Source organism: Pseudomonas fluorescens, assembly GCF_902497995.1.
Taxonomy (GTDB): Bacteria; Pseudomonadota; Gammaproteobacteria; order Pseudomonadales; family Pseudomonadaceae; genus Aquipseudomonas; species Aquipseudomonas fluorescens_BK.
Genome location: NZ_CABVII010000007.1, coordinates 89,905 through 116,419, shown reverse-complemented (window position 1 = coordinate 116,419; position 26,515 = coordinate 89,905). Strand labels below are relative to the sequence as shown.

Annotated in this window: 30 protein-coding genes and 2 pseudogenes; 4 read left to right on the top strand and 28 right to left on the bottom strand. The window is 59.6% G+C overall.

All coding sequences use genetic code 11. The features are described 5' to 3' along the window. Positions 1–152 precede the first annotated feature (152 nt). From F8N80_RS10675 to F8N80_RS10655, 5 genes are all read right to left on the bottom strand, one after another. The gene (locus tag F8N80_RS10675; RefSeq protein WP_150783830.1) at positions 153–965 is read right to left on the bottom strand and encodes an OmpA family protein; all 813 of its coding nucleotides are present in this window, start codon (positions 963–965) and stop codon (positions 153–155) included. Beyond that, positions 962–1,318: a DUF4398 domain-containing protein gene (locus F8N80_RS10670; RefSeq protein WP_150783829.1), complete on the bottom strand. Its 357-nt coding sequence runs from the start codon at positions 1,316–1,318 to the stop codon at positions 962–964. The genes F8N80_RS10675 and F8N80_RS10670 overlap by 4 nt, the downstream gene beginning before the upstream one ends. Positions 1,319–1,327: 9 nt before the next feature. Continuing rightward, positions 1,328–2,152 carry a substrate-binding periplasmic protein gene (locus F8N80_RS10665; RefSeq protein ID WP_150783828.1) on the bottom strand — a complete coding sequence of 275 codons (825 nt, stop codon included), beginning with the start codon at positions 2,150–2,152 and terminating at the stop codon, positions 1,328–1,330. A 203-nt stretch (positions 2,153–2,355) separates the two neighbouring features. Then, entirely contained in the window at positions 2,356–3,285 is a 930-nt protein-coding gene (locus F8N80_RS10660) for an electron transfer flavoprotein subunit alpha/FixB family protein (protein WP_150744441.1), read from the bottom strand. A gap of 2 nt (positions 3,286–3,287) precedes the next feature. Further along, positions 3,288–4,037 (bottom strand): electron transfer flavoprotein subunit beta/FixA family protein, encoded by a 750-nt coding sequence (locus F8N80_RS10655; protein WP_150753971.1) that lies wholly within the window; start codon positions 4,035–4,037, stop codon positions 3,288–3,290. Between the two features lie 546 nt (positions 4,038–4,583). Between F8N80_RS10655 and F8N80_RS10650 the strand changes: the two genes are divergently transcribed. Then, on the top strand, positions 4,584–6,248 hold the full coding sequence (locus F8N80_RS10650) for an electron transfer flavoprotein-ubiquinone oxidoreductase (protein ID WP_150744439.1): 1,665 nt from the start codon (positions 4,584–4,586) through the stop codon (positions 6,246–6,248). Between the two features lie 184 nt (positions 6,249–6,432). On the opposite strand, the pseudogene F8N80_RS10645 reads toward F8N80_RS10650, so the two are convergent. The 3 genes and pseudogenes from F8N80_RS10645 to F8N80_RS10635 all read right to left on the bottom strand — a co-directional run. Continuing rightward, positions 6,433–6,570: pseudogene (locus tag F8N80_RS10645) on the bottom strand (helix-turn-helix domain-containing protein); the annotation flags it as partial. Beyond that, a pseudogene (locus F8N80_RS10640) lies at positions 6,561–6,854 on the bottom strand (IclR family transcriptional regulator domain-containing protein); the annotation flags it as partial. The pseudogenes F8N80_RS10645 and F8N80_RS10640, both read right to left, overlap by 10 nt. Positions 6,855–6,934: 80 nt before the next feature. Next, on the bottom strand, positions 6,935–7,417 hold the full coding sequence (locus F8N80_RS10635) for a GNAT family N-acetyltransferase (protein WP_150783827.1): 483 nt from the start codon (positions 7,415–7,417) through the stop codon (positions 6,935–6,937). Positions 7,418–7,763: 346 nt separating this feature from the next. Between F8N80_RS10635 and F8N80_RS10630 the strand changes: the two genes are divergently transcribed. Next, the gene (locus F8N80_RS10630) at positions 7,764–8,018 is read left to right on the top strand and encodes a hypothetical protein (protein WP_150744436.1); all 255 of its coding nucleotides are present in this window, start codon (positions 7,764–7,766) and stop codon (positions 8,016–8,018) included. A gap of 104 nt (positions 8,019–8,122) precedes the next feature. Further along, a complete protein-coding gene (locus F8N80_RS10625; RefSeq protein ID WP_150744435.1) occupies positions 8,123–8,503 on the top strand; it encodes a Rho termination factor N-terminal domain-containing protein in 381 nt (126 codons plus the stop codon). 205 nt (positions 8,504–8,708) lie between these two features. On the opposite strand, the gene F8N80_RS10620 is transcribed toward F8N80_RS10625, so the two are convergent. The 17 genes from F8N80_RS10620 to F8N80_RS10540 form a co-directional block, all read right to left on the bottom strand. Then, on the bottom strand, positions 8,709–9,269 hold the full coding sequence (locus F8N80_RS10620; RefSeq protein ID WP_150744434.1) for a DUF1285 domain-containing protein: 561 nt from the start codon (positions 9,267–9,269) through the stop codon (positions 8,709–8,711). A 17-nt stretch (positions 9,270–9,286) separates the two neighbouring features. Further along, positions 9,287–9,892, bottom strand: a complete 606-nt coding sequence (locus tag F8N80_RS10615; protein ID WP_150783826.1) for a DUF4823 domain-containing protein — start codon at positions 9,890–9,892, stop codon at positions 9,287–9,289. A gap of 169 nt (positions 9,893–10,061) precedes the next feature. After that, positions 10,062–11,030 (bottom strand): GTP 3',8-cyclase MoaA, encoded by a 969-nt coding sequence (locus F8N80_RS10610; protein ID WP_150783825.1) that lies wholly within the window; start codon positions 11,028–11,030, stop codon positions 10,062–10,064. Positions 11,031–11,168: 138 nt separating this feature from the next. Further along, positions 11,169–11,807, bottom strand: a complete 639-nt coding sequence (locus F8N80_RS10605) for a TetR/AcrR family transcriptional regulator (protein ID WP_123364802.1) — start codon at positions 11,805–11,807, stop codon at positions 11,169–11,171. Positions 11,808–12,194: 387 nt separating this feature from the next. After that, complete coding sequence (locus F8N80_RS10600) at positions 12,195–12,983, bottom strand: TatD family hydrolase (RefSeq protein ID WP_150783824.1); 789 nt, start codon at positions 12,981–12,983, stop codon at positions 12,195–12,197. Positions 12,984–12,997: 14 nt separating this feature from the next. Next, complete coding sequence (locus F8N80_RS10595) at positions 12,998–13,354, bottom strand: PilZ domain-containing protein (RefSeq protein ID WP_150744430.1); 357 nt, start codon at positions 13,352–13,354, stop codon at positions 12,998–13,000. A 42-nt stretch (positions 13,355–13,396) separates the two neighbouring features. Beyond that, a complete protein-coding gene (locus tag F8N80_RS10590) occupies positions 13,397–14,383 on the bottom strand; it encodes a DNA polymerase III subunit delta' (RefSeq protein ID WP_150744429.1) in 987 nt (328 codons plus the stop codon). Continuing rightward, positions 14,376–15,008, bottom strand: coding sequence for a dTMP kinase (gene tmk, locus F8N80_RS10585; RefSeq protein WP_150744428.1), 633 nt, complete (start codon positions 15,006–15,008; stop codon positions 14,376–14,378). The genes F8N80_RS10590 and tmk overlap by 8 nt, the downstream gene beginning before the upstream one ends. A gap of 19 nt (positions 15,009–15,027) precedes the next feature. Further along, positions 15,028–16,320, bottom strand: a complete 1,293-nt coding sequence (mltG, locus tag F8N80_RS10580; RefSeq protein WP_150744427.1) for an endolytic transglycosylase MltG — start codon at positions 16,318–16,320, stop codon at positions 15,028–15,030. A gap of 3 nt (positions 16,321–16,323) precedes the next feature. Continuing rightward, entirely contained in the window at positions 16,324–17,139 is an 816-nt protein-coding gene (gene pabC, locus F8N80_RS10575; RefSeq protein ID WP_150744426.1) for an aminodeoxychorismate lyase, read from the bottom strand. Continuing rightward, positions 17,139–18,383 (bottom strand): beta-ketoacyl-ACP synthase II, encoded by a 1,245-nt coding sequence (gene fabF, locus F8N80_RS10570; protein WP_150744425.1) that lies wholly within the window; start codon positions 18,381–18,383, stop codon positions 17,139–17,141. The genes pabC and fabF overlap by 1 nt, the downstream gene beginning before the upstream one ends. A 108-nt stretch (positions 18,384–18,491) precedes the next feature. Further along, positions 18,492–18,728 (bottom strand): acyl carrier protein, encoded by a 237-nt coding sequence (gene acpP / locus F8N80_RS10565; protein ID WP_003442511.1) that lies wholly within the window; start codon positions 18,726–18,728, stop codon positions 18,492–18,494. A 191-nt stretch (positions 18,729–18,919) separates the two neighbouring features. Next, positions 18,920–19,663, bottom strand: coding sequence for a 3-oxoacyl-ACP reductase FabG (fabG, locus tag F8N80_RS10560; protein WP_150744424.1), 744 nt, complete (start codon positions 19,661–19,663; stop codon positions 18,920–18,922). Positions 19,664–19,679: 16 nt separating this feature from the next. Further along, the gene (fabD, locus tag F8N80_RS10555) at positions 19,680–20,618 is read right to left on the bottom strand and encodes an ACP S-malonyltransferase (RefSeq protein WP_150783823.1); all 939 of its coding nucleotides are present in this window, start codon (positions 20,616–20,618) and stop codon (positions 19,680–19,682) included. A 125-nt stretch (positions 20,619–20,743) separates the two neighbouring features. Then, positions 20,744–21,754, bottom strand: coding sequence for a phosphate acyltransferase PlsX (gene plsX / locus F8N80_RS10550; RefSeq protein WP_150744422.1), 1,011 nt, complete (start codon positions 21,752–21,754; stop codon positions 20,744–20,746). Positions 21,755–21,757: 3 nt separating this feature from the next. After that, positions 21,758–21,940, bottom strand: a complete 183-nt coding sequence (rpmF, locus tag F8N80_RS10545; protein WP_004371305.1) for a 50S ribosomal protein L32 — start codon at positions 21,938–21,940, stop codon at positions 21,758–21,760. A gap of 13 nt (positions 21,941–21,953) precedes the next feature. Continuing rightward, the gene (locus F8N80_RS10540; protein ID WP_004371317.1) at positions 21,954–22,481 is read right to left on the bottom strand and encodes a YceD family protein; all 528 of its coding nucleotides are present in this window, start codon (positions 22,479–22,481) and stop codon (positions 21,954–21,956) included. 105 nt (positions 22,482–22,586) lie between these two features. Between F8N80_RS10540 and F8N80_RS10535 the strand changes: the two genes are divergently transcribed. Further along, the gene (locus F8N80_RS10535) at positions 22,587–23,165 is read left to right on the top strand and encodes a Maf family protein (protein WP_150744421.1); all 579 of its coding nucleotides are present in this window, start codon (positions 22,587–22,589) and stop codon (positions 23,163–23,165) included. 183 nt (positions 23,166–23,348) lie between these two features. On the opposite strand, the gene F8N80_RS10530 is transcribed toward F8N80_RS10535, so the two are convergent. From F8N80_RS10530 to rluC, 3 genes are read right to left on the bottom strand one after another with little or no spacing between them, the layout of a single operon-like run. Continuing rightward, complete coding sequence (locus F8N80_RS10530) at positions 23,349–24,338, bottom strand: S49 family peptidase (RefSeq protein WP_150783822.1); 990 nt, start codon at positions 24,336–24,338, stop codon at positions 23,349–23,351. Positions 24,339–24,362: 24 nt separating this feature from the next. Beyond that, a complete protein-coding gene (locus F8N80_RS10525) occupies positions 24,363–25,025 on the bottom strand; it encodes an HAD-IA family hydrolase (RefSeq protein WP_150744419.1) in 663 nt (220 codons plus the stop codon). Further along, positions 25,012–25,974: a 23S rRNA pseudouridine(955/2504/2580) synthase RluC gene (rluC, locus tag F8N80_RS10520; RefSeq protein ID WP_150744418.1), complete on the bottom strand. Its 963-nt coding sequence runs from the start codon at positions 25,972–25,974 to the stop codon at positions 25,012–25,014. The genes F8N80_RS10525 and rluC overlap by 14 nt, the downstream gene beginning before the upstream one ends. Between the last annotated feature and the right edge of the window lie 541 nt (positions 25,975–26,515).

The window sequence follows — 26,515 nt, the reverse complement described above, 5'->3', positions numbered from 1 at the left end:
AGAAGTGTACGGGGACAGTTGCCACAATAGTCGACAGTACAGTGCTGTGTCAGCAAAATCTGTACTGCTTTATGGGTTGGGCGCGAACGATTGTCAGACGCAAAAAAAACCCGGCGCTGCTGGGCAGGCCGGGCTCTCCAGGGACGCAACCCTTAGCGGGTAGCGCCGAGCTGGCCTGTTTCGTCGGAGAACACAATTTCCACCCGACGGTTCTGTGCGCGGCCCCGTTCCGAGGCATTCGCATCCACCGGGTATTCATCGCCGTAGCCTTCCACCTGGATACGTTTGTCGTCGATGCCCAGGTCCATCAGCACGTTCGCCACCGATTGCGCACGGTCGCGGGACAGTTTGAGGTTTTCCTGCTTGCCGCCGGTACTGTCGGCATAGCCTTCGATGCGCACGACGCGCTTGGGGTTGAGCTGCAGGAACTGCACGATTTTCAACGCCACGCGGTTGGCCGAACTTTTCAACTCCGCTTCGCCAGTGTCGAACAGCACATCGCCCAGGGTCATCACCAGGCCACGGTCGGTCTGGGTGGTGGCCAGCGCGAGAATCTGTTCTTCAAGCCACTTGCCCTGCTGTTGCACGCTGAGCAATTTGGATTCGCGCAGGGCCAGTTGCAGGCGCTGACGCTCCAGTTCGAGCTTCGCCGCGCGCTCTTCGTTGAGCACCTTGTTGGTGTGCTCCCGGGCGATTTCGCTGTAGCGCTGGCTCAGATACGCGTAATGCTGCACGTCGGATCCGCTGCCCCAATAACTGGACAGGCGATCGGCGCGGGCCAGGGACTCACCGGCGCGGATCACGTCCTTGGGCGCGATCCGCAGCACGCTGGAGTCTTCCTTGACCTTCTGGAAATCGACACCGGCCTGCTGCAACGCGGCCTCGCTGTGCTGACCGGCACAGCCATGGAGGCTTGCACAGCCTGCCAGGAGCAAACCGCCGAATACCTTGCTCTTGAGGCTCATTGGGCATCTCCCAATTGCTTGCGCAAGCGGGTGATGCGGGTATTGAGTACGTTCAACTGCTCTTCGCTCTTGCGGGTCAGGACCCGGGCTTCGGCCAGACGTGCGTCCAGCTCGGCCTGCTCGGCCCGCATGCGCGCATGTCTGTAGGACTGATCGGCCATGTCGCCCTGGGCTCGGCTGAATTTTTCTTCGGCCAGTTTCAATTCCGGCACGTCATCGACGGTGGCCCCCACGGCCTTGGCTTGTACAAGCGCCTGTTCGGTCAGGCGTATTTGTTCATTCGGCGCCGGATCGGCTGCACAACCCGCCAGAGCCAGAACGGCCAGGGCAGCGAAAAGAGGTCGAATACTCACTAAAAATCCCTACTGTTTTGGGGTACTGGCGGGTAGTTGCTGCTGCAGCTTCCAGCGCTCGACATTGCGCTGCAATGCCGCTTCCGTCAGTCCGGACGCGGGCAATTCTGTCATCTTTTTGGCCAGCTGTCCGCGTAACCACGGATCGTTGCAGGCAGAGTTATGGGAGACCGCGAGGAACAGGCCGGGTTTATCGACCGGTTGTGCACGCGCGACCAGGTCATTGGCCATGCTCAGCGACTGCGCGGCCGCCATGCCTGAGTAGCGTCCCGCAAGGACAAATTCCACCTCGCCCAACAGCAACTTCTGAAGGGCCTGGGTCAGGTTCGGCGTGCGCGCGAGGGTCAATTGCTGCTCGGCGAAGGTGTCGAATGCCGGGGTCATCCTGGACTTTTCCGACAGGGCGCCGGGATGACCGTGAAGGTCCTGCGCCTGGTTGTAGACCAGTGCCGAGTCTTTTCGGGTCCAGACCAGGTAATCGTTTTCCAGCAATGGCGGATGAATGTAATCCATGGACTCCAGCCCGCTCACCGTCAACGGCGCATCGGCCAGCATGTCCATGCGCCCGCTGCGCACTTCGTCCAGGGCCTGGGCGCGTTTGCCGGCGTAAAGCAGTTCGACCTTGATCCCCAACTCCCCCGCCACGTGCTGCAACAGATCGGCACTGGCACCGATCAGGTGTTTGGGGTTCTGCGGGTCTTGCCACAGGTAAGGTGGCGCATCGGGACTGCCGGTCACTACCAGGCGTTCACACTTGCCCGCGGCAATAGACAGCATCGGCAACACCGTCAGCCCCAACAGCATTGACCAACCGAACATGCGGCGCAGATCCATGGCAATACACTCCCCTTCAAACCCGGTTATATCTCCCTGTAGGAGCGAGCGGTGCGGCGATCCGACTTGCCCGCGAAAGCGTTGTCACAGCCAACATAAGTGTTGGCTGTGACGCCCCCTTCGCGGGCAAGCCTCGCTCCTACAGAAGAACAAAAAAAAAGCCCGACCAAAAGGTCGGGCTCTTTATAAGTCAGGCCGCTGGATTAGACCAGCTTCTCAAACTCGGGGATCGCTTCGAACAGATCCGCCACCAGGCCATAATCGGCCACCTGGAAGATCGGCGCTTCTTCGTCCTTGTTGATCGCAACGATCACCTTGGAGTCTTTCATGCCGGCCAGGTGCTGGATCGCGCCGGAGATACCGACGGCGATGTACAGCTGTGGCGCAACGATCTTGCCAGTCTGACCGACCTGCATGTCGTTCGGTACAAACCCTGCGTCGACCGCGGCGCGCGATGCTCCGACGGCAGCGCCCAGCTTGTCGGCCAGGGCGTACAGGTGTTTGAAGTTGTCACCGTTCTGCATGCCGCGACCGCCGGAAACGACGATCTTGGCAGCGGTCAGTTCCGGACGATCGGATTTGGCCAGTTCTTCGCCAACGAAGCTGGAGATGCCAGCGTCGTGAGCAGCGCCAACCGCTTCAACGGAAGCGGAACCACCTTCGGCGGCAACCGGGTCGAAACCGGTGGCACGCACGGTGATCACTTTCACTGCAGCGTTCGATTGAACGGTAGCGATGGCGTTACCGGCGTAGATCGGGCGCTTGAAGGTGTCGGCGCTTTCGACCGAGATGATCTCGGAGATCTGGTCAACGTCCAGCTGAGCGGCAACCCGCGGCAGGATGTTTTTGCCGTTGGACGTGGCGGCAGCCAGGATGTGGCTGTAGCCCTTGCCAAGCTCTGCGACCAGCGGAGCAACGTTTTCCGGCAACTGGTGAGCGTAGGCGGCGTTGTCGGCCACCAGCACTTTAGCCACGCCAGCGATTTTCGCAGCGGCTTCAGCCAAGGCGCCAACGCCCTGACCGGCAACCAGTACGTGCACGTCACCGCCGATTTTGGCAGCGGCAGCAACGGTGTTCAGCGTGGCCGGGGCCACTGCTTTGCCGTCGTGTTCAGCGATTACCAAGATAGTCATGATTAGATTACCTTCGCTTCGTTTTTCAGTTTCTCGACCAGTTCAGCCACCGACTTGACCTTGATACCCGCGCTGCGTGCAGCAGGCGCTTCGACTTTCAGGGTCTTGTTGGTGGAGGCGGTGGAAACGCCCAAAGCGTCCGGAGTCAGCACTTCGAGAGGCTTCTTCTTGGCTTTCATGATGTTTGGCAGGGACGCGTAGCGCGGCTCGTTCAAACGCAGGTCGGTGGTGACGATGGCCGGCAGTTTCAGGGAAACTGTCTGCGCGCCGCCGTCGACTTCACGGGTTACAGCAACGCTGTCGCCGCTGATTTCGACTTTCGAAGCGAACGTGCCCTGACCGTAGCCGCTCAATGCAGCGAGCATCTGGCCAGTCTGGTTGTTGTCGCTGTCGATGGCTTGTTTGCCAAGGATCACCAGCTGCGGCTGTTCCTTGTCGACAACAGCTTTCAACAACTTGGCAACGGCCAGGGAAGTCAGATCTTCGGCGGATTCGACAAGGATGGCGCGATCGGCACCCAGCGCCAGCGCAGTGCGCAGTTGCTCTTGAGCGGTGGACGGGCCGACGGAGACTACGACGATTTCAGTCGCAACACCTTTCTCTTTCAGGCGTACGGCTTCTTCCACTGCGATTTCGCAGAACGGGTTCATCGACATCTTGACGTTGGCGAGGTCGACGCCGGAATTGTCCGCCTTGACGCGAACTTTCACGTTGTAATCCACAACGCGTTTGACAGCTACAAGAACCTTCATGGATTCCTCGTTACTCTCCGGTGAAAAGAAGTCGCCTAGGCGAACCTGGCGGTTTGATGCTCATCGGCGCAAGGGCACCTCTAAAAACGCTGGCAGGTGTATCGGGTGAACCTTGCTCACGAGGTGGATGACCGTTTATCAGTGGTGACTGACGAGTCATTCATTAACGCGGCGTGTAAACTGCGCCCCTGGAGTCGCAACGCTTCACCTTGTACGGCCATCGCCCTGTCTTTAGAGGTGCTCTTGAAACCAACAGTCAGCCTACGGCGAGCGCAAAACCGCCCGTATATTGACCGGAACACCTATTCCGGTCAATACGGCAAAATGGCCAGAGATAAGCCGCGTGACTTTGATTTCTCTGGCCTCGCACCGATTCAAACAAACGTTTGTATTGGACGCTGAGAGCGGTGTAGATATAATGCGCCACCTTAGAGAGAAAGGTGGGTTATCGATTGTCCTTTTCCTGCCTCGAGCAGGCATTCATGGATGCGACACCAAACCTCCAATTAGAAAAAAAACTGTTGAGCCTTGAGTAGGAGATAACCTGTGGAACGCGAATACATGGAATTCGACGTGGTCATCGTCGGTGCCGGCCCCGCGGGTCTTTCCGCCGCCTGCCGCTTGAAGCAGAAGGCCGCCGAAGCCGGTAAGGAAATCAGCGTCTGCGTGGTCGAAAAAGGCTCCGAAGTCGGTGCACACATTCTCTCCGGCGCGATCTTCGAACCCCGCGCCCTGAACGAATTGTTCCCGGACTGGAAAGAGCTCGGCGCCCCGCTGAACACGCCGGTGGCCCGCGATGACATCTTCGTGCTCAAGAACGCCGACAGCGCGCAGAAAATTCCTGACTTCTTTGTGCCCAAGACCATGCACAACGAAGGCAATTACATCATCTCCCTGGGCAACCTGTGCCGCTGGCTGGCCCAGCAGGCCGAGAACCTGGGCGTAGAAATCTACCCAGGCTTCGCCGCTCAGGAAGCACTGTTCGACGAGAACGGCGTGGTTCGCGGGATCATCACCGGCGATTTGGGCGTTGACCGTGAAGGCCATCCAAAAGAGGGCCTGTACACCCCGGGCATGGAACTGCGGGGCAAGTACACCCTGTTCGCCGAAGGTTGCCGCGGTCACATCGGCAAGCAGCTGATCAAGCGTTTCAACCTCGACAGCGAGGCCGACGCCCAGCATTACGGCATCGGCCTGAAAGAAATCTGGGAAGTCGACCCGGCCAAGCATCAGCCAGGCCTGGTAGTGCACACTGCCGGCTGGCCGCTGGACATCATCGGCACCGAGAACACGGGCGGCTCGTTCCTCTATCACCTGGAAAACAACCAGGTGGTGGTCGGCCTGATCGTCGACCTGTCCTACAGCAACACCTTCCTGTCGCCATTCGACGAATTCCAGCGCCTCAAGCATCACCCGGTGCTCAAGCAATACCTGGAAGGCGGCAAGCGCATCAGCTACGGCGCGCGTGCCATCTGCAAAGGCGGCCTGAACTCGCTGCCGAAAATGGTGTTCAAGGGCGGCGCGCTGATCGGTTGCGACCTCGGCACCCTGAACTTCGCCAAGATCAAAGGCAGCCACACCGCCATGAAGTCCGGCATGCTCGCCGCTGAATCGGTGGCTGACGCGTTGTTCGCCGACAAAGATGGCACCGAAGAGCTGACCACTTACGTCGACGCGTTCAAGAACAGCTGGCTGCACGAAGAACTGTTCGCCAGCCGCAACTTCGGCCCGGCGATCCACAAGTTCGGCGCCATCGTCGGTGGCGGTTTCAACTGGCTCGATCAGAACATCTTCGGCGGCAAGCTGCCGTTCACCCTGCACGACACCAAGCCGGATTACGCGTGCCTGAAGCTCGCGGCCGACTGCAAGAAGATCGACTACCCGAAACCGGACGGCAAGATCAGCTTCGACAAACTCAGCTCGGTGTTCATCTCCGGTACCAACCATGAAGAAGAACAGCCGTGCCACCTGAAGCTGACCGATCCGAGCATACCGATCGCCAAGAACCTGCCGCTGTACGATGAACCTGCCCAGCGTTACTGCCCGGCCGGCGTATATGAGGTGGTAACCAATGAAGACGGCGAGAAGCGCTTCCAGATCAACGCCCAGAACTGTGTGCACTGCAAGACCTGCGACATCAAGGACCCTGCACAGAACATTACCTGGGTGGCGCCGGAAGGTTCCGGCGGCCCGACTTATCCGAACATGTAAGTCGCATCGCTGAACATCGAGGCTCCCGGAATGGGGGCCTTTTTGTTGCCCGGGATTCAAGCAACAATACCATTCAACTGTGGGAGCGGGCTTGCTCGCGAAGACGGTTTATCATCCAACATTGATGTTGACTGACACACCGCTTTCGCGAGCAAGCCCGCTCCCACAGGGGATCTGTGGTGGATCAGGCGGCGCGTTCGTCGCCGGGACTGCGCTCGAAGTAGCGCTTGTACTCGCGACTGAACTGCGACGTGCTCTGATACCCCACCCGATGCGCCACCTGTGCCACGCCCAACCCTTCGGCCACCAGCAACGCAGCAGCCGTTCCACACAGCGGATCGACGGTTCGTTGTCTTCCAGATCGAAAGCGTAACCGCCCGCAACATACTCGAGCATGCGCGGCTCAACCTGCTCCCAGGACTGCTCCGGGTGCTGCGGCCAGAATTGATTTTTCCCTCCTGCCGGCAGGCTGACTTCGTACAGACGCTGCCATTCTTCCTGCCTGTCATCCAGCATCAGCGCCTTGCCGATCCCGGTACGCGCCAACGGCATGCGGTGGCCGATCCGCGAACGCATTTCCGGGCCGTTGCGCCCAAAAGATCGCAGCCTCCGCCAGCTCCTGCACATTCGATGCACGCCACAATTTTGCGGTCGTTCACGAACCGTGCAGGAGCTGCCGCGTGCGATCAATTACCCGAAGCGAACCCCCTCAACACCGCCCCATCCATCCGATACCGCACCCACTCTTCTTGCGGCTGCGCGCCAAGGGATTTGTAAAATTCGATCGCCTGTTTGTTCCAGTCCAGCACGCTCCACTCGAATCGCCCGCAATCATTGGCGCAGGCGATTTTTGCCAGATGGCGCAGCAAAGTCTTGCCCGCGCCGCCACCGCGCTGTTCCGGGGTGATGTAGAGGTCTTCGAGGTACAGGCAGTTGCTGCCGAGCCAGGTGGAATAGCTGAAGAAAAACACCGCGAAACCGATTGGCGTTCCATTGCGCAGGCAGATCAGACCGTGGGCCGTGGCGCCTTCGCTGAACAGGCTGCGCTCGATGTCGGCGACACTGGCGATGACTTCGTGCCGGGCACGTTCGTAGTCGGCCAGCTCAGTGATGAACCCGAGGATTTGCGGTGCATCGCTGGGGGTCGCCGGGCGTATCTCGATGGTCATGGACGTGCCTTCGTCAAAATTGAAAACGCCATACTAAGTCGCCGCGCGGGTTGTGGCGAGGGAGCAAGCGCCCTCGCCGCAAAAGCTCTTCTGCCGGGTTGAACCGTTCGTCGCTCATCAGGCACCAATCCAAATCGGGGACGGACCAATATCAGGTAAGGACTCAGGGCAACCACGCGGGCCGACAAGGTGACATGAACCAGCCGGACACCCGGACACCCGACAACGCGCCGACACCGGCGTCGGCTCGAAAACCACCACCGGTGGTTCCGGCTCCGAAGGTGGTGTCCGCCAATAGTTAGTTCGCCCACGCGAGCGACTTATCCACCTGCATGAAGAGGTAAGCATGAACGTCGACAAAAACCTTGAAAAAGAAGTCCTGACCCGCCTGCTGCACGCCCATCCGAATGGCTTGGGCAAGGAGGTCCTGGACAATTACCGAGGGGAGAAAGTCGTGGCCAGCACCCTCGCCACGCTGCAGGAACGCGGGTTGATCCAACACGGTCATGTGAGCTGCAACGAAGCCGGTGAGCACTCGCTGAACCTGCCGATCAAACTCAGTGCCGCCGGGGTTGAAGCAGCGCGCAAGCTGGACATCTAAACGTTATGCAGGAGCTGGCGAAGCCTGCGATCGTTTGACCCTCGAGCATCAACGGCAAAAGATCGCAGCCTGCGACAGCTCCTGCGAGCATCAGGAGAAATCCCATGCCTCGTGGAAGCAAAGACAAGTACACCGCCGAACAGAAGCGCAAGGCCGAGCACATTGAAGACAGCTACGAGAAAAAAGGTGTCTCCAAAGATGAAGCAGAAGCTCGCGCCTGGGCGACGGTCAACAAGCAGTCGGGCGGCGGTGAGCGCAGCGGGGGTTCCGGGCGCAAGAAACCGGCGAGTGCCAAGTCCGAAGATCGCAAGGAATCCTCCCGACGCGCAGTGGCCAGTCGTGAAGGTCATTCGCGTAACAGCAAAGCTTCGCGCGATACCCAGACCGTGGACAGCTTGAGGAAGGAAGCCACGGCGAAGAACATTCCGGGGAGGTCGAGCATGCGCAAGCAGGAGTTGATCGAGGCGTTGCGCAAGACTGGGTAAGGCCAGAATTTGTATTGAATCTGAGGGCCCCTTCGCGAGCAAGCCCGCTCCCACCTTCGATCGCATTTCTTCAGGAAGAACTCGGTCAAATGTGGGAGCGGGCTTGCTCGCGAAAGCGGTCTGTCTGACACATGAATGTTGGATGTGCCGACGCTTTCGCGGGCAAGTCGAATCGTCGCACCGCCGCTCCTACTGGGGTGATGTGTTACGGCTCCAGACCGATGGGGAAGAACTCGCCACCACTCCACACACCCAACCAGCGCTGCCCGCCGATCTCCCGAGTCACCGCCAGTTCCACCAACTGATAGAACACATTGCGGTGGATCAGCGCTTCAAGGTTGGTGCGCACATGTACGTAGGGGGCCGGCTCTTGCGTCACCGGGTCGATCACTACCCGCATCGGGTGTTCGGCACCGGCCTCGGCGGTTTCCTCGACATTGGTGGTGAAGCGCAAGACCTGCGCCTCACCCTCGCCTTCCACCTCCACGGCAATCGCCACGAAAGGCGCATCGTCGACCTTGATCCCGACTTTCTCGACAGGGGTGATGAGGAAGTAGTCATCGCCATCGCGGCGCATGATGGTGGAGAACAGCTTGACCATCGGCTTGCGCCCGATCGGCGTACCCAGGTAATACCAGGTGCCGTCGCGGGCGATGCGCATGTCGATGTCGCCGCAGAAGTCGGGATTCCACAGGTGAACCGGTGGCAAGCCTTTGGTTTTGGGGATTTGCCCCAACAGGTCGTTGGCTTTTTGCGGGCCACTCATGGCGTTCTCCTTTTGAGTTACTGGTCGCTGAGCCCCAGCAAGCTACGAGCATAGTGCTCCAGCGGCGGGCCCATCAGGTCTTCCGGCTTGGTGTCGTGGAACGTCAGCAAACCGCCACGACTCTTGATACGTGCAGTATCAATCAAATACTGGGTGCTGGTCTCGATCAACATGATCTGAATGACGCCACTGTCGATACCGAGTCGATCCACAGCTTCCTGGTCGAGCCATTCGTCCGAGTTGCCGATACGATCGTCGGACTTGGCGAAGCGGGTATAGAGCAGGTAATGCGCACCGGCGGCACGGGCGTCCCGCATGGCCTGGTCGAGACCTTCGGGCATGCGGGCACGGCGCACCATCGGGAAGTATTCGATAAAGCCATCGAAGGCGACTTCGGCTATCACATTGGGTCGCGGATAGGCACTGCCCGGTGGTGCGAAGGCGCCTTGGGCGATGTAGACGAAGGAGTCCGGCTGAATGCGCAGATTATTGGCGCGGAGGCTGTCGCTATGGTCGAGCAGGCCCGCGTCGCTCATGTGGTAGCGAGTGCCTTCGGCCATGTCGCTGACATTCATGCAGCCACCGAGCGCTAAAACGGCCAGCAGCAAAACCAGGCTACGCATCCTTCTCTCCGGAGGCCGGTGACGGAAAACCGGCGAATGGGTTTTTGATGCAGCTTCCGCGCCAGTCCGGGAGTAGCGTCGCCTGATCCGACGCCATCGCGGGCAAGCCTCGCTCCTACAGTTCGTGCTAATCCCTGTAGGAGCGAGGCTTGCCCGCGAAGGGGCCGGATCAGCCGCCGATGATCTTCATGATGGTCGCGCCACCGGAGAACGCTACTTCCTGCTTGTCCCCCAAAGCCTTCACCAGCAATCGCTGCAACGCCGGCAATGCCTGATGACGAGGTTTGTCGAGCAGATCACCGACATAGTGCCGGTTACTCGATGACAGGCAGCCATGCAGCCAGCCAGTCGACGACAGACGCAGCCGTGAACAGGTCCGGCAGAACGGCACGCTTTCATTGGCGATCACGCCAAAATAGCCCTGCCCCGGAACCTCGTAGCGCACCGCCGTGGCGTCGACGGGGGCATCGGCCTGCAGGTATTCGTAACGCTCGCCGATCAGGCTCAGCAACTGCGCAAGACTGACGAACTGCTGCAGGAAGGCATTGGAGTCGCTGGCCAGGTGGCCCATGCGCATCAGCTCGATGAAACGCAACTCATAGCCGCGTTCCAGGCAGTAATCGAGCAGCGGCATCACCTGATCGAAGTTCTGCCCGCGCAGCGGCACCATGTTGACCTTGATTTTCATCCCGGCGGCGCTGGCCTGGTCCATGCCGTCGAGCACAGTCGCCAGATCGCCGCCACGGGCGATGCTGCGGAATGCACTGGCATCCAAGGTGTCGAGGGAAACGTTGATGCGATGAATTCCAGCGTCCACCAGCAGCGGTAGCTTCCTGGCCAGTAATTGGCCATTGGTGGTCAGGCTGATGTCTTCGAGGCCCAGCTGCCCGACAGCCGTCATGAAGGCTTCGAGTTTCGGGCTCACCAGCGGTTCACCGCCAGTAATGCGCAAGCGCTCGATACCTGCAGCTTCAATCAGATAGGCAACACCCCGTGCCATCGCTTCGGCCGACAATTCATCCTGCGCAGCCACCAATCGCTTGCCGTTGGGCACGCAGTAGGTACAAGCATAATTGCAGGCTGAGGTCAGACTGATACGCAGATTGCGAAAACGCCTGCCTTGACGGTCAACGATCATGATCACTCCGGCAAAAGGAAATTCGGACGTGCAAAACTTGACTCACAAATCAAGTTTTAGCAAGTCCTATGCCTGAGTATATTCCTGAGGTACTGCACCATGTAGCTAAATCATGGCGCCATAAGGCGACTGAATGGCTCAGCTGCCTGGGGTGTCGGTATCGCGCTTGCGTTTGTTGCCCATGCGCACGCCGATGTCCATCAGGAACTGGAAGAAGCCTTCCTGATCTTCCAGCACATTGCTCCAGAACGGCGAGTGATACAGCGCCACGGCACCGTGCACCAGCGCCCAGGACGCGCAGTAATGAAAGTAAGGTGGCACGTCTTCGAGTTTGCCTTCGCTGATCCGGCCCTTGATCAGCAGGGTCAGGCGCTCGAAGTTCGAGGCGCGAATCTTGTGCAGTTCCTCGACCATCTCCGGCACCTGGTTGCCCTTGACCACCTTTTCTTCCAGGCGGTCGAACAACCGATAGCGTTGCGGGTCACGCATGCGGAATTCGAAATAGGCCCGGGACAGCGCCTCCTTGTCCTTGTCGACATCGGCCGAATGCAACAGCTCGTTCAAATCGCGCTCGTAATCGAGCATCAGGCGCAGATAGATCTCCGCCTTGGACTTGAAGTGCTTGTAGATCGTGCCTTTGCCGATACCGACGGCATCAGCGATCATCTCGACGGTGACACTGTCTTCACCCTGGTCGAGGAACAGCTTGAGCGCGGTATCGAGAATTTCTTGCTCGCGGCGACGAAACTCACGGACCTTACGAGGTTCTTTATGCATAAGAAAAGGTCTGTAGGGGTCAAAATTCGAAGCCGCGTATTATGCCTAACTTGCGCCAAAATGCACGGATCATCCGACCATATCTATGTTTCATGATGATTTCTCGCCGATTGCCAGTTGATGAGAACGCTTCCGAAGCGGGCGTATTCCAAAATTGTTTAAAAATTCGCTCTGGTAAACTGGACTCGGCGCGATACTGATCAATACTTCAACTGTCGGCGAGGCATCTCCCCCAAGTGTCGCGCCGATATAGGTACCAACGGACCGCGTGCCTTTGTTTTACTCCTAATGGTCTTAACCCGGATTCACCCCCCAGAACCCGGGTTTTTTTTGCCTGCAATTTGACCTTGCGGGGGGCGAGCCTGCTCGCGAAGGCGGCTTTGAACCCTAAACTGATTTCACATGCGCCAACGGGAATAACCGCTTGAAGTTCTCCGTGGTCTGCTCGGCAAACCGCTCATAGGGCTCACCGCGCAACATCGCCAGAAACTCTGCCACTTCCCGCACATACTGTGGCAGGTTCGGCTTGCCACGATAAGGGATCGGCGCCAGGTACGGTGAGTCGGTTTCCACCAGCAAGCGATCGGCTGGAACCTTGCTCGCCACGTCGCGCAACGCGTCGGCATTGCGAAACGTGACAATCCCGGACAGGGAAATGTAATAACCCATGTCCAGCGCTGCCTTCGCCATATCCCAATCTTCAGTGAAGCAATGCAGGACGCCCGCCTGAGGCAGCGCCGCTTCACGCAACAGACTCAAGGTGTCGGCACGGGCGCCTCGGGTGTGGATGATCACCGGCTTGCCGGTCTGCTGCGCCGCTTGCAGGTGCAGGCGAAACGACGCCTGCTGCAACTCGGCCGCTTCCGGCTCGTAGTGATAATCCAGGCCGGTTTCACCGATCGCCACCACTCGCGGGTGGTTCAGTTCCTGCAGCAACCACTCCAGCGCTGGCGCCGCACCGGGTTGCACATCCAGCGGATGCACGCCCACCGAACAGTCGACGTCGTCGTATCGCTCAGCCAGGGCTTTGACGTCGGCGGCGTTGTCGACGCTGACGCCGATACACAGAAAGTGACCCACCCCGCGCTGGCGGGCGGCATCGAGCGCGGCATCCAGAGATCCGTCGTGGGCGGCGAGGTCGAGGCGATCAAGGTGACAATGAGAATCTACGAGCATAAAAGGGCTGCAACTTACATCGTATGGGTAGGACGGTCGGACTTCAGGGCTCCGGCCAGATGGGTTTCGATTCGACTGCGTGCGGTATTGTCGCCGTCATTGAATTGTACACCGACCCCCGCGGCCCGGTTGCCCTGGGCACCTTTGGGGGTGATCCAGGTGACCTTGCCGGCGACCGGGATTTTTTCCGGCTCGTCCATCAGGTTCAGCAGCATGAAGACCTCATCGCCCAACTTGTAGCTTTTGTTGGTTGGGATAAACAGGCCGCCGTTCTTGATAAATGGCATGTAAGCCGCATACAGCACGGATTTGTCCTTGATCGTCAGGGACAAGATGCCGTTGCGCGGCCCCGGATTGACGGCTTCATTCATACTGATCTCCACGGCTGATGTTCAGAGTCTAGGCGCGAACGGTCACTTCTGGCCAGGCAAGGACGCCCATTGCACCAATAGCGCCTCCAGCAACAGCGCCGGATTCAGGTTCGCTTTGTTCATCACTTTCTGACGCTGGGTGAGAATCCAGTCCTGAATGGCGAGCACTTTGTCCTGCGCGGCTTTCTGCGCGAGGTATTGAATGACCTTGCGCATGTCGGTCAGGCCCAGACCTTCTTCATCCTGGGTCAACTGGTAGCGCAGGATCAGGCTCGACCAGTCGCAGAACCAGTCGAACAACAGCAACTGCGGTATGGTTTTCCATTCTTCGGCCAGCTGGGTCGGCGACTGTTGCTGCTTGAGCAATTTCTTCACGCCGTCGACCACCAGCGCCCGCTGTTCGCGTACACCCCGGGCCTGCAACTTGACCGCGGCCAATGGGGACCCGGCGGCGAGTGTCAGCAACTCGACGCGTTCCTCTGGCGAACAGTCCGGCAGGGCCTTCGCCAGCCACGCCAGACTCATCGCCTCACTGGGCAGCGGACACGCCTGCTGCTGGCAGCGGCTCTTGATGGTCGGCAACAAACGACTGGTCTGGTGGCTGACCAGCAGCAACACGGTATCGCCGGACGGCTCTTCAAGGCTTTTGAGCAAGGCATTGGCGGCGTTGACGTTCATCGCCTCGGCCGGCTCGATCAGCACCACCTTGCGGCCGCCCATCTGCGCGGTCTGGACCACGAAGCCGACCAATTCGCGAACCTGATCGACCTTGATCGCCTTGTCCGCTTCTTCCGGTTCCAGGATGTAGTTGTCGGGGTGGCTGCCGGCCTTGAGCAACAGGCAGGATTTGCATTCGCCGCAAGCGCCCTGCGCGGTCGGCCGCTGGCACAGCAAACTGGCCATCAAGCGCTCGGCCAGCGCGCGCTTGCCGATCCCGGCCGGGCCATGCAGCAGATAGGCGTGAGCATGCTGCTTGCGCCCGACCAACTGCTGCCAGAGGCTGTCCTGCCACGGATAGGCTTCAGCCACGGGTCAACTCCAGCAAACGCGGGAGCAAGGCATCCAGCGCAAGCTGCACGTGCGCCAGCGGCTGGGCGGCATCGACCAGCACATAACGCGCCGGGTCCGCTTCAGCACGCTTGAGAAAGGCACTGCGCACCGCATCGAAAAAAGTCCGGCCTTCAAGTTCGAAGCGATCCAGACGACCGCGAGCGCTGGCCCGCGCCAGGCCCACTTCAACCGGCAGATCGAAAATCAGCGTCAGGTCCGGGCGCAGGTCGCCCTGGACAAAGGTTTCCAGGGTCGCGATGCGCTCCAGCGACAATCCGCGACCGCCGCCCTGATAGGCGTAGGTCGAATCGGTAAAGCGATCGCACAGGACCACGGCACCACGGGCCAGCCCCGGGCGAATCACCTCGGCCAGATGCTGGGCTCGCGCGGCGAACACCAACAGCAATTCGGTGTCGGGGTTCATGACTTCGTCGACGGGCGCCAGCAGCACCTCGCGGATCCGCTCGGCCAACGGCGTACCACCCGGCTCGCGGGTCAGCACCACCTCGATACCGGCGGCGCGCAGGCGCTCTGCCAGGTATTCGCGGTTGGTGCTCTTGCCGGCGCCTTCCGGCCCTTCCAGGGTAATAAACAAGCCAGTCACAGGCAGTCCTTAGTCAGAGTCATTGCGGGCTTTGCGGCGCGGTCGCATCCGGCTCGGGCACGGGCACGGGTGCGGCAGCGGGTTCTTGAGCGGGTTCTTGCGCCGGCGCTGGTAACGGCGCCTGTGGCAGCTCATCGACAGGCGCTGGTGATCCGGGTGACGCCACCTGAGCAGGCGCTTGCGGCAACACTGGCGACACTGGCGACAAAGCTTCAGGAGCTATATTGGGCGAAGCAGCCGGAATCGACATCTGCTCGTCCGGCGCTTCCGGCGCGATCGCAGGTGCCGGGCTGGAGCGGTAGTCAGCGCGGCGATTGAGCTGGAACTCACGCACCGCGTTGTTGTGGGCGTCCAGATCATCGGAGAACACGTGACTGCCATCACCCCGGGCAACGAAATAGAGGCTGTTGCCCGCCACCGGGTTGAGCGCAGCATGGATCGCTTCGCGCCCGACCATCGCAATCGGCGTCGGCGGCAGGCCGGAAATCATATAGGTGTTGTAAGGGGTCGCTTCCCTGAGGTGGGCACGGGTCAATTTGCCGTTGTAACGGTCACCGAGGCCGTAGATCACGGTCGGATCGGTCTGCAACAGCATGCCAATTTCCATGCGCCGCACAAACACGCCGGCGATCTGCCCGCGCTCCTGGGGCACACCGGTTTCCTTTTCCACCAGCGAAGCCATGATCAGCGCCTGATAAGGTTCTTTGTACGGCAGGTCGGCCGAGCGCTGCCCCCACTCCTTGGCGAGGACTTCGTCGAGGCGGTCGTAGGCTTTCTTCAGCAGCTCGGCGTCGGTCATGCCACGCACGTAGCGATACGTGTCGGGGAAGAATCGGCCTTCCGGAAAAATCCCGTCGTGACCGAGCTTCTCCATGACCTGGCTATCGCTCAAACCGGCGAGGGTCTGTTCGAGTTTTTCTTCTTTGGCCAAGGCCGCGCGGACCTGGTGGAAATTCCAGCCTTCGACCAGGGTCAGGCTGTACTGAACTATTTCCCCGCGCTTCCACAGGTCGATCAGCCCTTCGACAGTCATGCCGGGTTGCATGCGGTATTCGCCCTTGTGCAAGGGTTGCCGGGCGAGGTTGAAGCGCCAGTAAACCCGCAGCCAAAAAGCGTCCTTGATCACGCCATCGGCTTCGAGTCGATAGAGGGTACGGGTCGGCGTGGTGCCTTTGGGCACCTCCAGCAGTTCTTCCCGGGTGATATTCAGCGGCTGTTGCAGCGCCGAATGGATTTTCCAGGCGCCAGCGCCCAGACACAGCCCCGCCAGAACCAGTCCGGTTTCCAGCAGCAGCAAGAATTTACGTCTCACGAATCAAGTATCCAGTAGCGCGCGGGCAATAATTTGGAGTTTACGGGTGAGCGGCCCAACCGGCCAGCTCAGTGCTGCATAGGCGCGCACCGGCCAAACGCCATACACACTGTTGCAGACAAAGACCTCATCGGCCCATTGCAGCTGATCGAGGCTGATGTCGGTGATTTGCGTGGGGATTGCCAATGACTCGGCTTGAAACAATAATTCCGCACGCATCACACCGGCCACGCCGCAGCGCTTGAGATCGGCCGTGATCAATACCCCGTCGCGCACCAGGAACAGGTTGCTGAACACACCTTCGATCACGCGACCGACCTGATCGAGCATGAGGCCTTCTGCGTGGTCAGTGTCTTGCCATTCGGAACGGGCGATAACCTGCTCAAGGCGATTCAGATGTTTGAGCCCGGCGAGCAGGGGCTGTCTGGACAGGCGCGTCGAGCAGGGGAAAAGACGCACGCCCTGCTCCGCATTCGCCACTGGATACGCAGCGGGAGGATTGCCTTGCAGAATGCGCCGTGCCTGCGCCGAAGGATCCGGTGCGTAACCGCGCAGACCGTCGCCACGGGTGACGATCAGCTTGAGCACGCCGTCACCCAACGCTTGGGCATAGCTCGATAACTCGGTGCACAGCGCACTGTGGTCGAGGTTGATCGCCAAGCGCTGGCAACCCTTGGCCAAACGCACCAGATGCCGGTCCAGCAGCACCGGAGCGCCGTTGTGCACGGCAATAGTCTCGAACAGACCATCGCCGTAAGCCAGGCCGCGATCCTTCAGCGACAAAGCGTCAGCCGGCTGACCGTCGACCCAGCTGTCCATCAGTCGGCAAACCGGCGGAACACCAGCGAGCCGTTGGTACCGCCAAACCCGAAGGAGTTGGACAGCACCACATCGATCTCCATATTACGCGCGATGTGTGGCACGAAATCGAGATCGCAGCCTTCGTCCGGCTCATCGAGGTTGATGGTCGGCGGTGCGACCTGGCTGTTGATCGCCAGCACACTGAAGATCGCTTCGACCGCGCCCGCCGCACCCAGCAGGTGACCGGTCATGGACTTGGTCGAACTGACCGCCAGCTTGTAGGCGTGATCACCGAACACCGACTTGATTGCACAGGCTTCGGCAAGGTCGCCGGCCGACGTCGAGGTGCCATGAGCGTTGATGTACTGGACCTGATCGCTGTTGATCTTCGCGTCACGCAAGGCATTGGTGATGCAGCGAGCGGCACCCGCACCGTCAGCCGGCGGCGAAGTCATGTGGAAGGCGTCGCCACTGGTGCCGAAACCGATCAGCTCGGCGTAGATGGTCGCGCCACGCGCCTTCGCGTGTTCCAGCTCTTCCAGAACCAACGCACCGGCGCCATCGGACAACACAAAGCCGTCACGGCCCTTGTCCCATGGCCGGCTGGCGCGGGTCGGCTCGTCGTTGCGGGTCGACAGTGCGCGAGAGGCACCAAAACCGCCCATGCCCAGACCGCAGGCCGCCATCTCGGCGCCGCCGGCAATCATCACGTCGGCTTCGTCGTACATGATGTTGCGTGCCGCCATGCCGATGCAGTGCGTACCGGTGGTACACGCCGTGGCGATGGCGTAGTTGGGTCCCTGTGCGCCCAAATGGATCGACAGGAAACCGGAAATCATATTGATGATCGAGCCAGGCACGAAAAACGGAGAAATCCGCCGTGGGCCGGTCTCATGCAGCGTGCGGGCGGTTTCTTCGATATTGGTCAGTCCGCCGATACCCGACCCCATGGCCACGCCGATGCGTTCACGGTTGGCGTCGGTGACTTCCAGGCCGGCATTGCGTACTGCCTGGAAACCTGCGGCCAGACCGTACTGAATGAACAGGTCAAGCTTGCGAGCTTCCTTGACCGACAGGTATTCCTCGACATTGAAGCCCTTTACCGAGCCGCCAAAACGGGTGGAATAGGCAGAAAGGTCGGTGTGTTCGATCAGACCAATGCCACTGCGGCCAGCCAGAATGCCCTGCCAACTGCTCGGCACATCCGTGCCCAGTGGCGACAACATACCCATACCGGTGACTACGACGCGTCTACGCGACACAGCACTCTCCTTTTTCAAATGACGACTTTGCATCAGGCCTAAAGAAAAAACCGCACGCCATGATGGCAGTGCGGTTTTTCCATGACAGCAAGCAACGACTACAGGCTATTACGCCTGGTGGTTGGTAACGTAGTCGATTGCAGCTTGTACAGTAGTGATCTTCTCGGCTTCTTCGTCAGGGATTTCGGTCTCGAATTCCTCTTCCAGAGCCATCACCAGCTCAACGGTGTCAAGGGAGTCAGCACCCAGGTCTTCAACGAAGGAAGCAGTGTTGACCACTTCTTCTTCTTTAACGCCCAGTTGCTCGGCAACGATTTTCTTGACGCGCTCTTCGATGGTGCTCATACCTTGTTTTCACTCCTAATGGACAAATTCAGGCAGCTGGCCAGTGGGTAAGTGTATAGAAAGACTTTTCAGTTTTTCAACTGAAAGCTTCACTCCTCAAACCCGGTGGCCCTCTGCCTATAAATAGATTGCAGCTTTATAACGGATTTTAGACAGCTCGTATGACATTTTTTTGAAACGGTCCGTCACATTTAACTCATGTACATCCCGCCGTTCACCGGGATTGTAGCCCCAGTCACGTAAGCCGCACCGTCGGATGCAAGAAAAGCGACCACAGACGCGATCTCTTGAGCTTGTCCCAGACGGCCCAGCGGAATCTGCGCCTGCAAGGCTTCACGCTGTGCCTCGGGCAGTTCGCGGGTCATATCGGTGTCGATGAACCCTGGGGCCACCGAGTTTACCGTAATCGAACGCGAACCGACTTCACGGGCCAGTGCACGGCTGAAACCTTCCAGGCCGGCCTTGGCGGCAGCGTAGTTTACTTGGCCTGCGTTGCCCATGGCACCCACAACCGAACCAATACTGATAATTCGTCCCCAGCGGGCCTTGGTCATGCCGCGCAAAACACCCTTGGACAGGCGGAACAGACTGTTCAGATTGGTATCGACGACGTCATGCCACTCGTCGTCTTTCATCCGCATCATCAGGTTATCGCGGGTGATGCCGGCATTGTTGACCAGGATCGCCGGTGCACCGAACTGTTCCTGAATGCTCGCCAGGACAGCAGCGACGGATTCATTGCTGGTGACATTGAGCTCCAGGCCAGTGCCCTGAATACCGTTTTCCTTCAGCGTAGCGGCGATGCGCTCGGCACCCGAAGCGGTGGTCGCGGTGCCGACAACGATGGCGCCCTGACGACCCAGCTCCAGGGCGATAGCCTGGCCGATACCGCGGCTCGCACCGGTGACCAGTGCAACTTTACCTTGCAGACTCATGCAAGCTTCTCCTGATTCAGGCCAGCGCTGCACGGGCGGCAGCGAAAGCGTCTGGGGTATTGAGGTTGGATGTCGATACGCCTTCGGCGCAGCGTTTGTTCAGACCGGCCAGTACTTTGCCGGGGCCGCATTCGACCAGTTGGGTCGCGCCTTTGGCAGCCAGCGCCTGGACCGACTCGACCCAGCGAACAGGCTTGTAGAGCTGCTCAAGCAGATCGCGCTTGAGGGTTTCCAGATCCGCCGGCACGTTGGCGCTGACGTTTTGTACCACTGGAATCTGTGGTGCCTGCCAGTCGATCGCAGCGATCGATTCGGCGAAACGTTCGGCTGCCGGACGCATCAGCTCGCAGTGCGACGGCACGCTGACCGGCAATGGCATGGCGCGCTTGGCGCCACGAGCCTTGCAGCCTTCGATGGCGCGCTCGACCGCCGCCTTGGCACCGGCGATAACCACCTGGCCTGGGGAATTGAAGTTGACCGCGCTGACCACCTCGCCTTGCGCCGCTTCGGCACAGGCCGCCAGCACGTCGGCATCTTCCAGGCCGAGGATCGCGGCCATGCCGCCCTGCCCGGCCGGAACGGCTTCCTGCATCAGCTGACCGCGGCGCTCGACCAGCTTCACCGCGTCGCCCAGGCTCAGGCTGCCTGCGGCCACCAGTGCGCTGTATTCGCCCAGGCTGTGACCGGCCACATAAGCCGGACGCGCGCCGCCTTCAGCCAGCCACAGACGCCACAAGGCGATCGAGGCGGTCAAAATGGCCGGCTGGGTTTTATCGGTTTGATTGAGTTGTTCTTCCGGCCCTTGCTGGGTCAGTGCCCACAGGTCGTAACCCAGGGCATCGGAAGCTTCTTTGAAGGTGTCGAGGACGACCGGATGTTGCGCGCCCAACTCGGCCAGCATGCCGAGGGACTGCGAACCCTGTCCCGGAAAGACGAATGCGAGGGATGCAGACATGTAACAAGCCCCTAATGATCTTGTCGCCGAAGAATTGGCGTCCCGCCCGGGGACGCAAGAAAACTGACAATTGGATAGCCAATCTAACCGAGCGGTCACATTTAAGCATTGTCCGACGAAAACGCCTAAAGCAACAAATCCTCCAGACGACCGTGAATCCTTTCCGGCAGGTTTTCCTGAATCTCGATCAACGCCCGGGCAATGGCACTCTGAAAGCCCTGAACCCCGGCCGAGCCGTGGCTTTTCACGACGATCCCCTGCAACCCGAGGAAACTGGCGCCATTATGCCGCGCAGGCGCCAGATCGGCTTGCAGCCGCTTCATCAGCGGCAGCGCCATGGCGCCAACTACTTTTGATGCAAGGTTTTTTTTGAACAGGGCTTCGATGCGCCCGGCAATCATGGTCGCCAGGCCTTCGCTGGACTTGAGCAGGATGTTGCCGACAAACCCGTCACACACCACCACATCCGCCTCGCCGCGGTACAGACCGTCACCCTCGACAAAACCGATGTAGTTGATGCCGCGGGCGCTCTGCAACAAGGTCGCTGCCAGCTTGACCTGTTGATTGCCCTTGATATCTTCGGTACCGATATTCAGCAACGCGACCCGAGGACGAACGATACCCAGGGTTTCTGCCGCGACCGAACCCATCACCGCAAACTGCAACAGATGCTCGGCACTGCAATCGACGTTGGCACCCAGATCGAGCAACTGGCAGTAACCCTTCTGTGTCGGAATCGCCGCCACCATGGCCGGCCGATCGATGCCCGGCAGGGTCTTGAGCACAAATCGCGACAACGCCATCAACGCGCCGGTGTTGCCGGCACTGACGCAGGCCTGGACCTTGCCATCGCGCAACAACTCCAGCGCCACGCGCATCGACGAATCAGGCTTGCCACGCAAGGCCTGGGCCGGTTTTTCGTCCATGGTGATGACTTCGCTCGCCGGCACAATCGACAGGCGCGCGCGATCCACAGCCGATTGGCCAGAGAGCAATTCTTCAAGGAGTGAGGGTTGACCGACAAGGGTCAGGTGTAACGAGGGCGTGGCATTCAGACAAGCAAGGCTGGCCTGGACAATGCTGCGGGGACCGAAGTCCCCGCCCATTGCGTCAATCGCGATGACTTGAGCGGACAAGGATTACTCGTCAGCGCCCTTGTCGATCACTTTACGGCCACGGTATACGCCTTCTGGCGATACGTGGTGACGCAGGTGAACTTCACCGGTGGTTTTTTCTACAGACAGCGTGCTTGCCGTCAGGGCGTCGTGCGAACGACGCATGTCACGGGCAGAGCGGGATTTTTTGTTCTGCTGAACAGCCATAATTGATTAACTCCTAAACGTTTGGGTCACGCTTTAACTGCGCCAATACACTGAACGGGTTGGACCGCGTTACCTCGTCCTCGCTCGGTTCGGGCTCATCGAGACCCGCCGGCTGCTGGCATTCTTCCGGATGATGAGCAGGCACAATGGGCAAGGCGAGCAGAAGCTCCTCCTCGATCAGTGACTGCAGATCCAATGGATCTTCGCCCAGTTCCAGCACGTCATAACCTTTCGGCAACGACTGGGTATTCGCACCCTCCTTCACCACAGCATAACTGCATTCGCTATGGATCGGCAGGGTGACCAGCTCAAGACAACGCTGGCAAACCATTTTGACCTCGGTGTCGATAAAGCTGTGGATGACCACAGACTTACGTTCATCTCGTTCAAAAACGAATTTAGCCTGCACCGTACCGACAGTATCGGAAAGCGGGTCGCAGAGTCTCTCCAAATCGGCCAGCAGCAGTTCACCTTGAAGGGTGGTGCCACGGTCAGCCAATTTGCGCGGGTCAACGTGAGGTGGAATCGGGTCATTCAACATAGGCGCAGCATTATAGGGATGCCCCCGGGCATGTCAAAGGAAATTCAGCCCTGTCCGTCACTTGGTCACCTCGTTAGAATTCGCACCTGCCTTATGGAGATGCGCATGCTGCCTTTATTACTCGCTTCAAGCTCGGTTTATCGCCGGGAGTTGCTGGCCCGCCTGCAGCTGCCGTTTACCTGCAGCTCACCGGATATCGACGAAAGCCATCGCCCGGAAGAGTCCGCGATCGAGCTGGTAAAACGCCTCGCCGAGGCCAAGGCCCGCGCACTGGCCGATAGCCATCGCGATCACCTGATCATCGGTTCCGACCAGGTCGCCGTGCTGGGCGAGCGGATCATCGGCAAGCCCCATACGTTCGACAAGGCCCGGGAGCAGCTCCTGGCCGCAAGCGGTGCCAGTGTCACCTTCCTGACCGGCCTGGCCCTGCTCAACAGCCAGACGGGCGACTGTCAGGTCGACTGTGTGCCGTTCACCGTACATATGCGCCCACTCGATACCGCGCGCATCGAACGCTACCTGCGCGCCGAACAACCCTATGACTGCGCTGGCAGCTTCAAGGCCGAAGGGTTGGGGGTGAGCCTGTTTCAAAGCACCGAAGGCCCTGACGCCACCAGCCTGATCGGCCTGCCGCTGATTCGCCTGATCGATATGCTGCTGGCCGAAGGCGTGCAGATTCCATAAATAACAAACCGCCCGCCCTGCAGGAGCTGGCTTGTCGGATCGCCGCACCGCAGCGAAAGCGTCCGTCCAGGCGATGAATGCGTCAATTGATCCACCGCTTTCGCTGGCAAGCCAGCTCCAGTTAACCGGTGCAAGGCCCAAATGGCGAGGCTACGGACAGCCCCCCACCAGACAACGATAAAATCAGCGCAGCGACGGCCCCTGAAACCCCATCCACATCGCCAAATGCTCAGCCACACTGGCACCGAGCTTTTTCGAGAAGCGATCGAACGGCGACTCCTGAACAGTGAAGTCCACCAGCTCTTTCTCGCCAATCACATCACGCGCCACGGAACTGGCACTGCCCAGGCCATCGATCAGCCCAAGCGGTAGCGCCTGCTCGCCAGACCAGACCAGGCCGGAGAACAGCTCCGGATGTTCCTTGTCCTTGAGGCGGTCGCCACGCCCTTTCTTGACGCTGGCAATGAACTGCTGATGAGTGGTATCGAGCACACCCTGCCAGAACTGCGTTTCTTCAGGCTTCTGGGGCTGGAACGGATCGAGGAACGACTTGTGCTCGCCCGAGGTGTAGGTACGCCGCTCGACACCCAGCTTTTCCATGGTGCCGACAAAACCATAACCGGCCGCCGTCACACCGATGGAGCCCACCAGGCTCGCCTTGTCGGCATAGATCTGATCGGCCGCACTGGCGATGTAGTAAGCGCCGGAAGCCCCCAGGTCGGAGATCACCGCGTAAACCCTGGTATCCGGATGCAGACCGCGCAAGCGAAGGATCTCGTCATAGACGTAACCCGACTGCACCGGACTGCCGCCCGGACTGTTGATTCGCAGGATGACGCCCTTGACCTTTTCATCCTCGAAGGCGGCACGCAGGCTGCCGACGATGTTGTCAGCGCTGGCGGGCTCCTTGTCGGCAATCATGCCGGTCACGTTGATCAGGGCGGTGTAGTTGCCACTGCGAGTCGCGGCTTTTTCCATGTCCATCAACGGCGTGAACAGGATCAGCGCGCCAATCAGGTACACAAAGGTCAGCAACTTGAAGAAGATCCCCCAGCGACGGGACCGACGCTGCTCCTGCACGCTGGCCAGCAGAGTCTTTTCCAGCAGCTTCCAGCTTTTCTCGTCACCGCTCTCTGCGCTCGCCTTGGCGGGCGCTTTCCATTCGTCAACCATGACATCTACCCCAGCAAAAACCTGTTAGACCCGCTGACTCAGCCAGGTATGTAATTCTGAAAATCGATCGATAGCCAGGCACGGCTCGAACAGCTTCAGCGCCTCGATCGACTGGGCACCGTAGCTGACGGCCACCGAGTCCATGCCGGCGTTGCGCGCCATCTGTAGATCGAAGGACGAATCGCCGACCATCAACGCCTGCTCCGGACGGACACCGCAATGCGCGACAATCTGCTCCAGCATCAGCGGATGGGGTTTACTGGCCGTTTCATCGGCGGCCCGGGTGATATCGAAATAATCTTCCCAGCCATGGGACTTCAGCACCCGATCCAGCCCCCGACGGGCCTTGCCTGTGGCAACTGCCAAGTGATACCCGTCGGCGCGAAACGCTTCCATCGACTCGACCACACCCTCGAACAATGGCGAGGGCACGGCTTCGGAGGCGATGTAGTGGTCGGCATAGTGCTGACGGAAGGCGACCAATTCATCATCGCCAATTTCCGGATACAAGGTACGAATCGCCTCCGGCAAGCCCAGGCCGATGATGCCCTTGACGGCAAAATCATCGCGCAACTGAAACCCTGATCGCTCGGACGCTACGTGCATCGCCTCGACGATCCGACCAATGGAGTCGGCCAGCGTGCCATCCCAATCGAAAATCAGCAGCTTGTAATCAGATGGGCGCACTCAATCGCTCCACGGTCTTGGCCCACATCTCGTCGACCGGTGCCTGTAATTTCAGTTCGCCACCATCGGGCAACGGCACGGTCAACAGATAGGCGTGCAGGAACAGGCGCTTTCCGCCCAGATCGCGAATCTCTTTACTGAAACCTTCATCGCCGTACTTGGTATCGCCAGCGATGCAATGCCCGGCATGCAAGGTGTGAACCCGAATCTGGTGGGTGCGGCCGGTGATCGGCTTGGCTTCGACCAGGGTGGCAAAGTCGCCGAAGCGACGCAGGACCTTGAACACGGTCACAGACTCCTTGCCCTCCTCCTCGTCGACCTCGACCATGCGCTCGCCGGAGCGCAAATTGCTCTTGCCGAGCGACGCTCGGACTTGCTTGATCGAGGCCGCCCAGTTACCGCGAACCAGCGCCATGTAGCGCTTGTCGACACCATCGCCGCGCAAGGCAGCGTGCAAGTGGCGCAACATGCTGCGCTTCTTGGCGATCATCAACAGGCCGGAGGTATCACGGTCGAGACGGTGAACCAGTTCGAGCTCCTTGCAATCGGGACGCAACTGACGAAAGGCTTCGATCACCCCGTAAGTCAAGCCGCTGCCACCGTGAACCGCGATGCCGCAAGGCTTGTTGATCACGATCAGCGCCTTGTCCTCGAAGACAATCGAGGCTTCGAGTCGCTGCAGCAGGCCCTGGGCCAGAGGCACCGGCTCATCGCGCTCAGGCACCCGAACCGGCGGCACGCGCACGATATCGCCCGCCTGCAGCTTGTATTCGGGCTTGATCCGCCCCTTGTTCACCCGCACTTCGCCTTTGCGCAAAATGCGGTAAATCAAGGTCTTGGGCACGCCTTTGAGCCGAGCGAGAAGGAAATTATCAATACGTTGGCCGGCATATTCCGGCGAGACCTCCAGCAGTTGTACCGCTGGGGTCGAAGGGGCAGTAGTCGTCATGCCGCGATGATAACAATTTTTTATGGAATTGAAGCACTTAATCATTACTGCTATAGTCGCGAACGCCGCCAAAAGTGGCATGGACAGCGGACCAACGGTCAAAAACCGGCCCTGACCATCGCAATTCACGAGGACGAGAGGCCGTCCTACGGGGCTTTCGCTACGTAACGGTAGAGTTTGCAGTTGTAACAAGCGCAGGTGACATGAGGCCTGAATCACGCCGCAAAGCAGAGTGTTCACTCGCCTTGCGAGCAAATATTCACGGCCAGTTCACAAAGTGCAGTCAGCTACGAACGACCCCGAGCGAACGCTTCGGAAACAACGCCTAAATTAGCCATGATGCGTGACCTCCCCCTTCGGAGCTCACGGTAAATGCCAACCCGCTGCGGATTCTGCGCGCGGCAGCACCCGAATTATCAGGGATACGTGTAGGGTGGAGATGCACAACCGCTGGACTGTGTAGCACTAGGCTTTATCAAGACGCTTCATCTCGTCCACAGCCGCCGGTTGATTCCTCCTCCTGACTGAGTGCTTAAGTAGC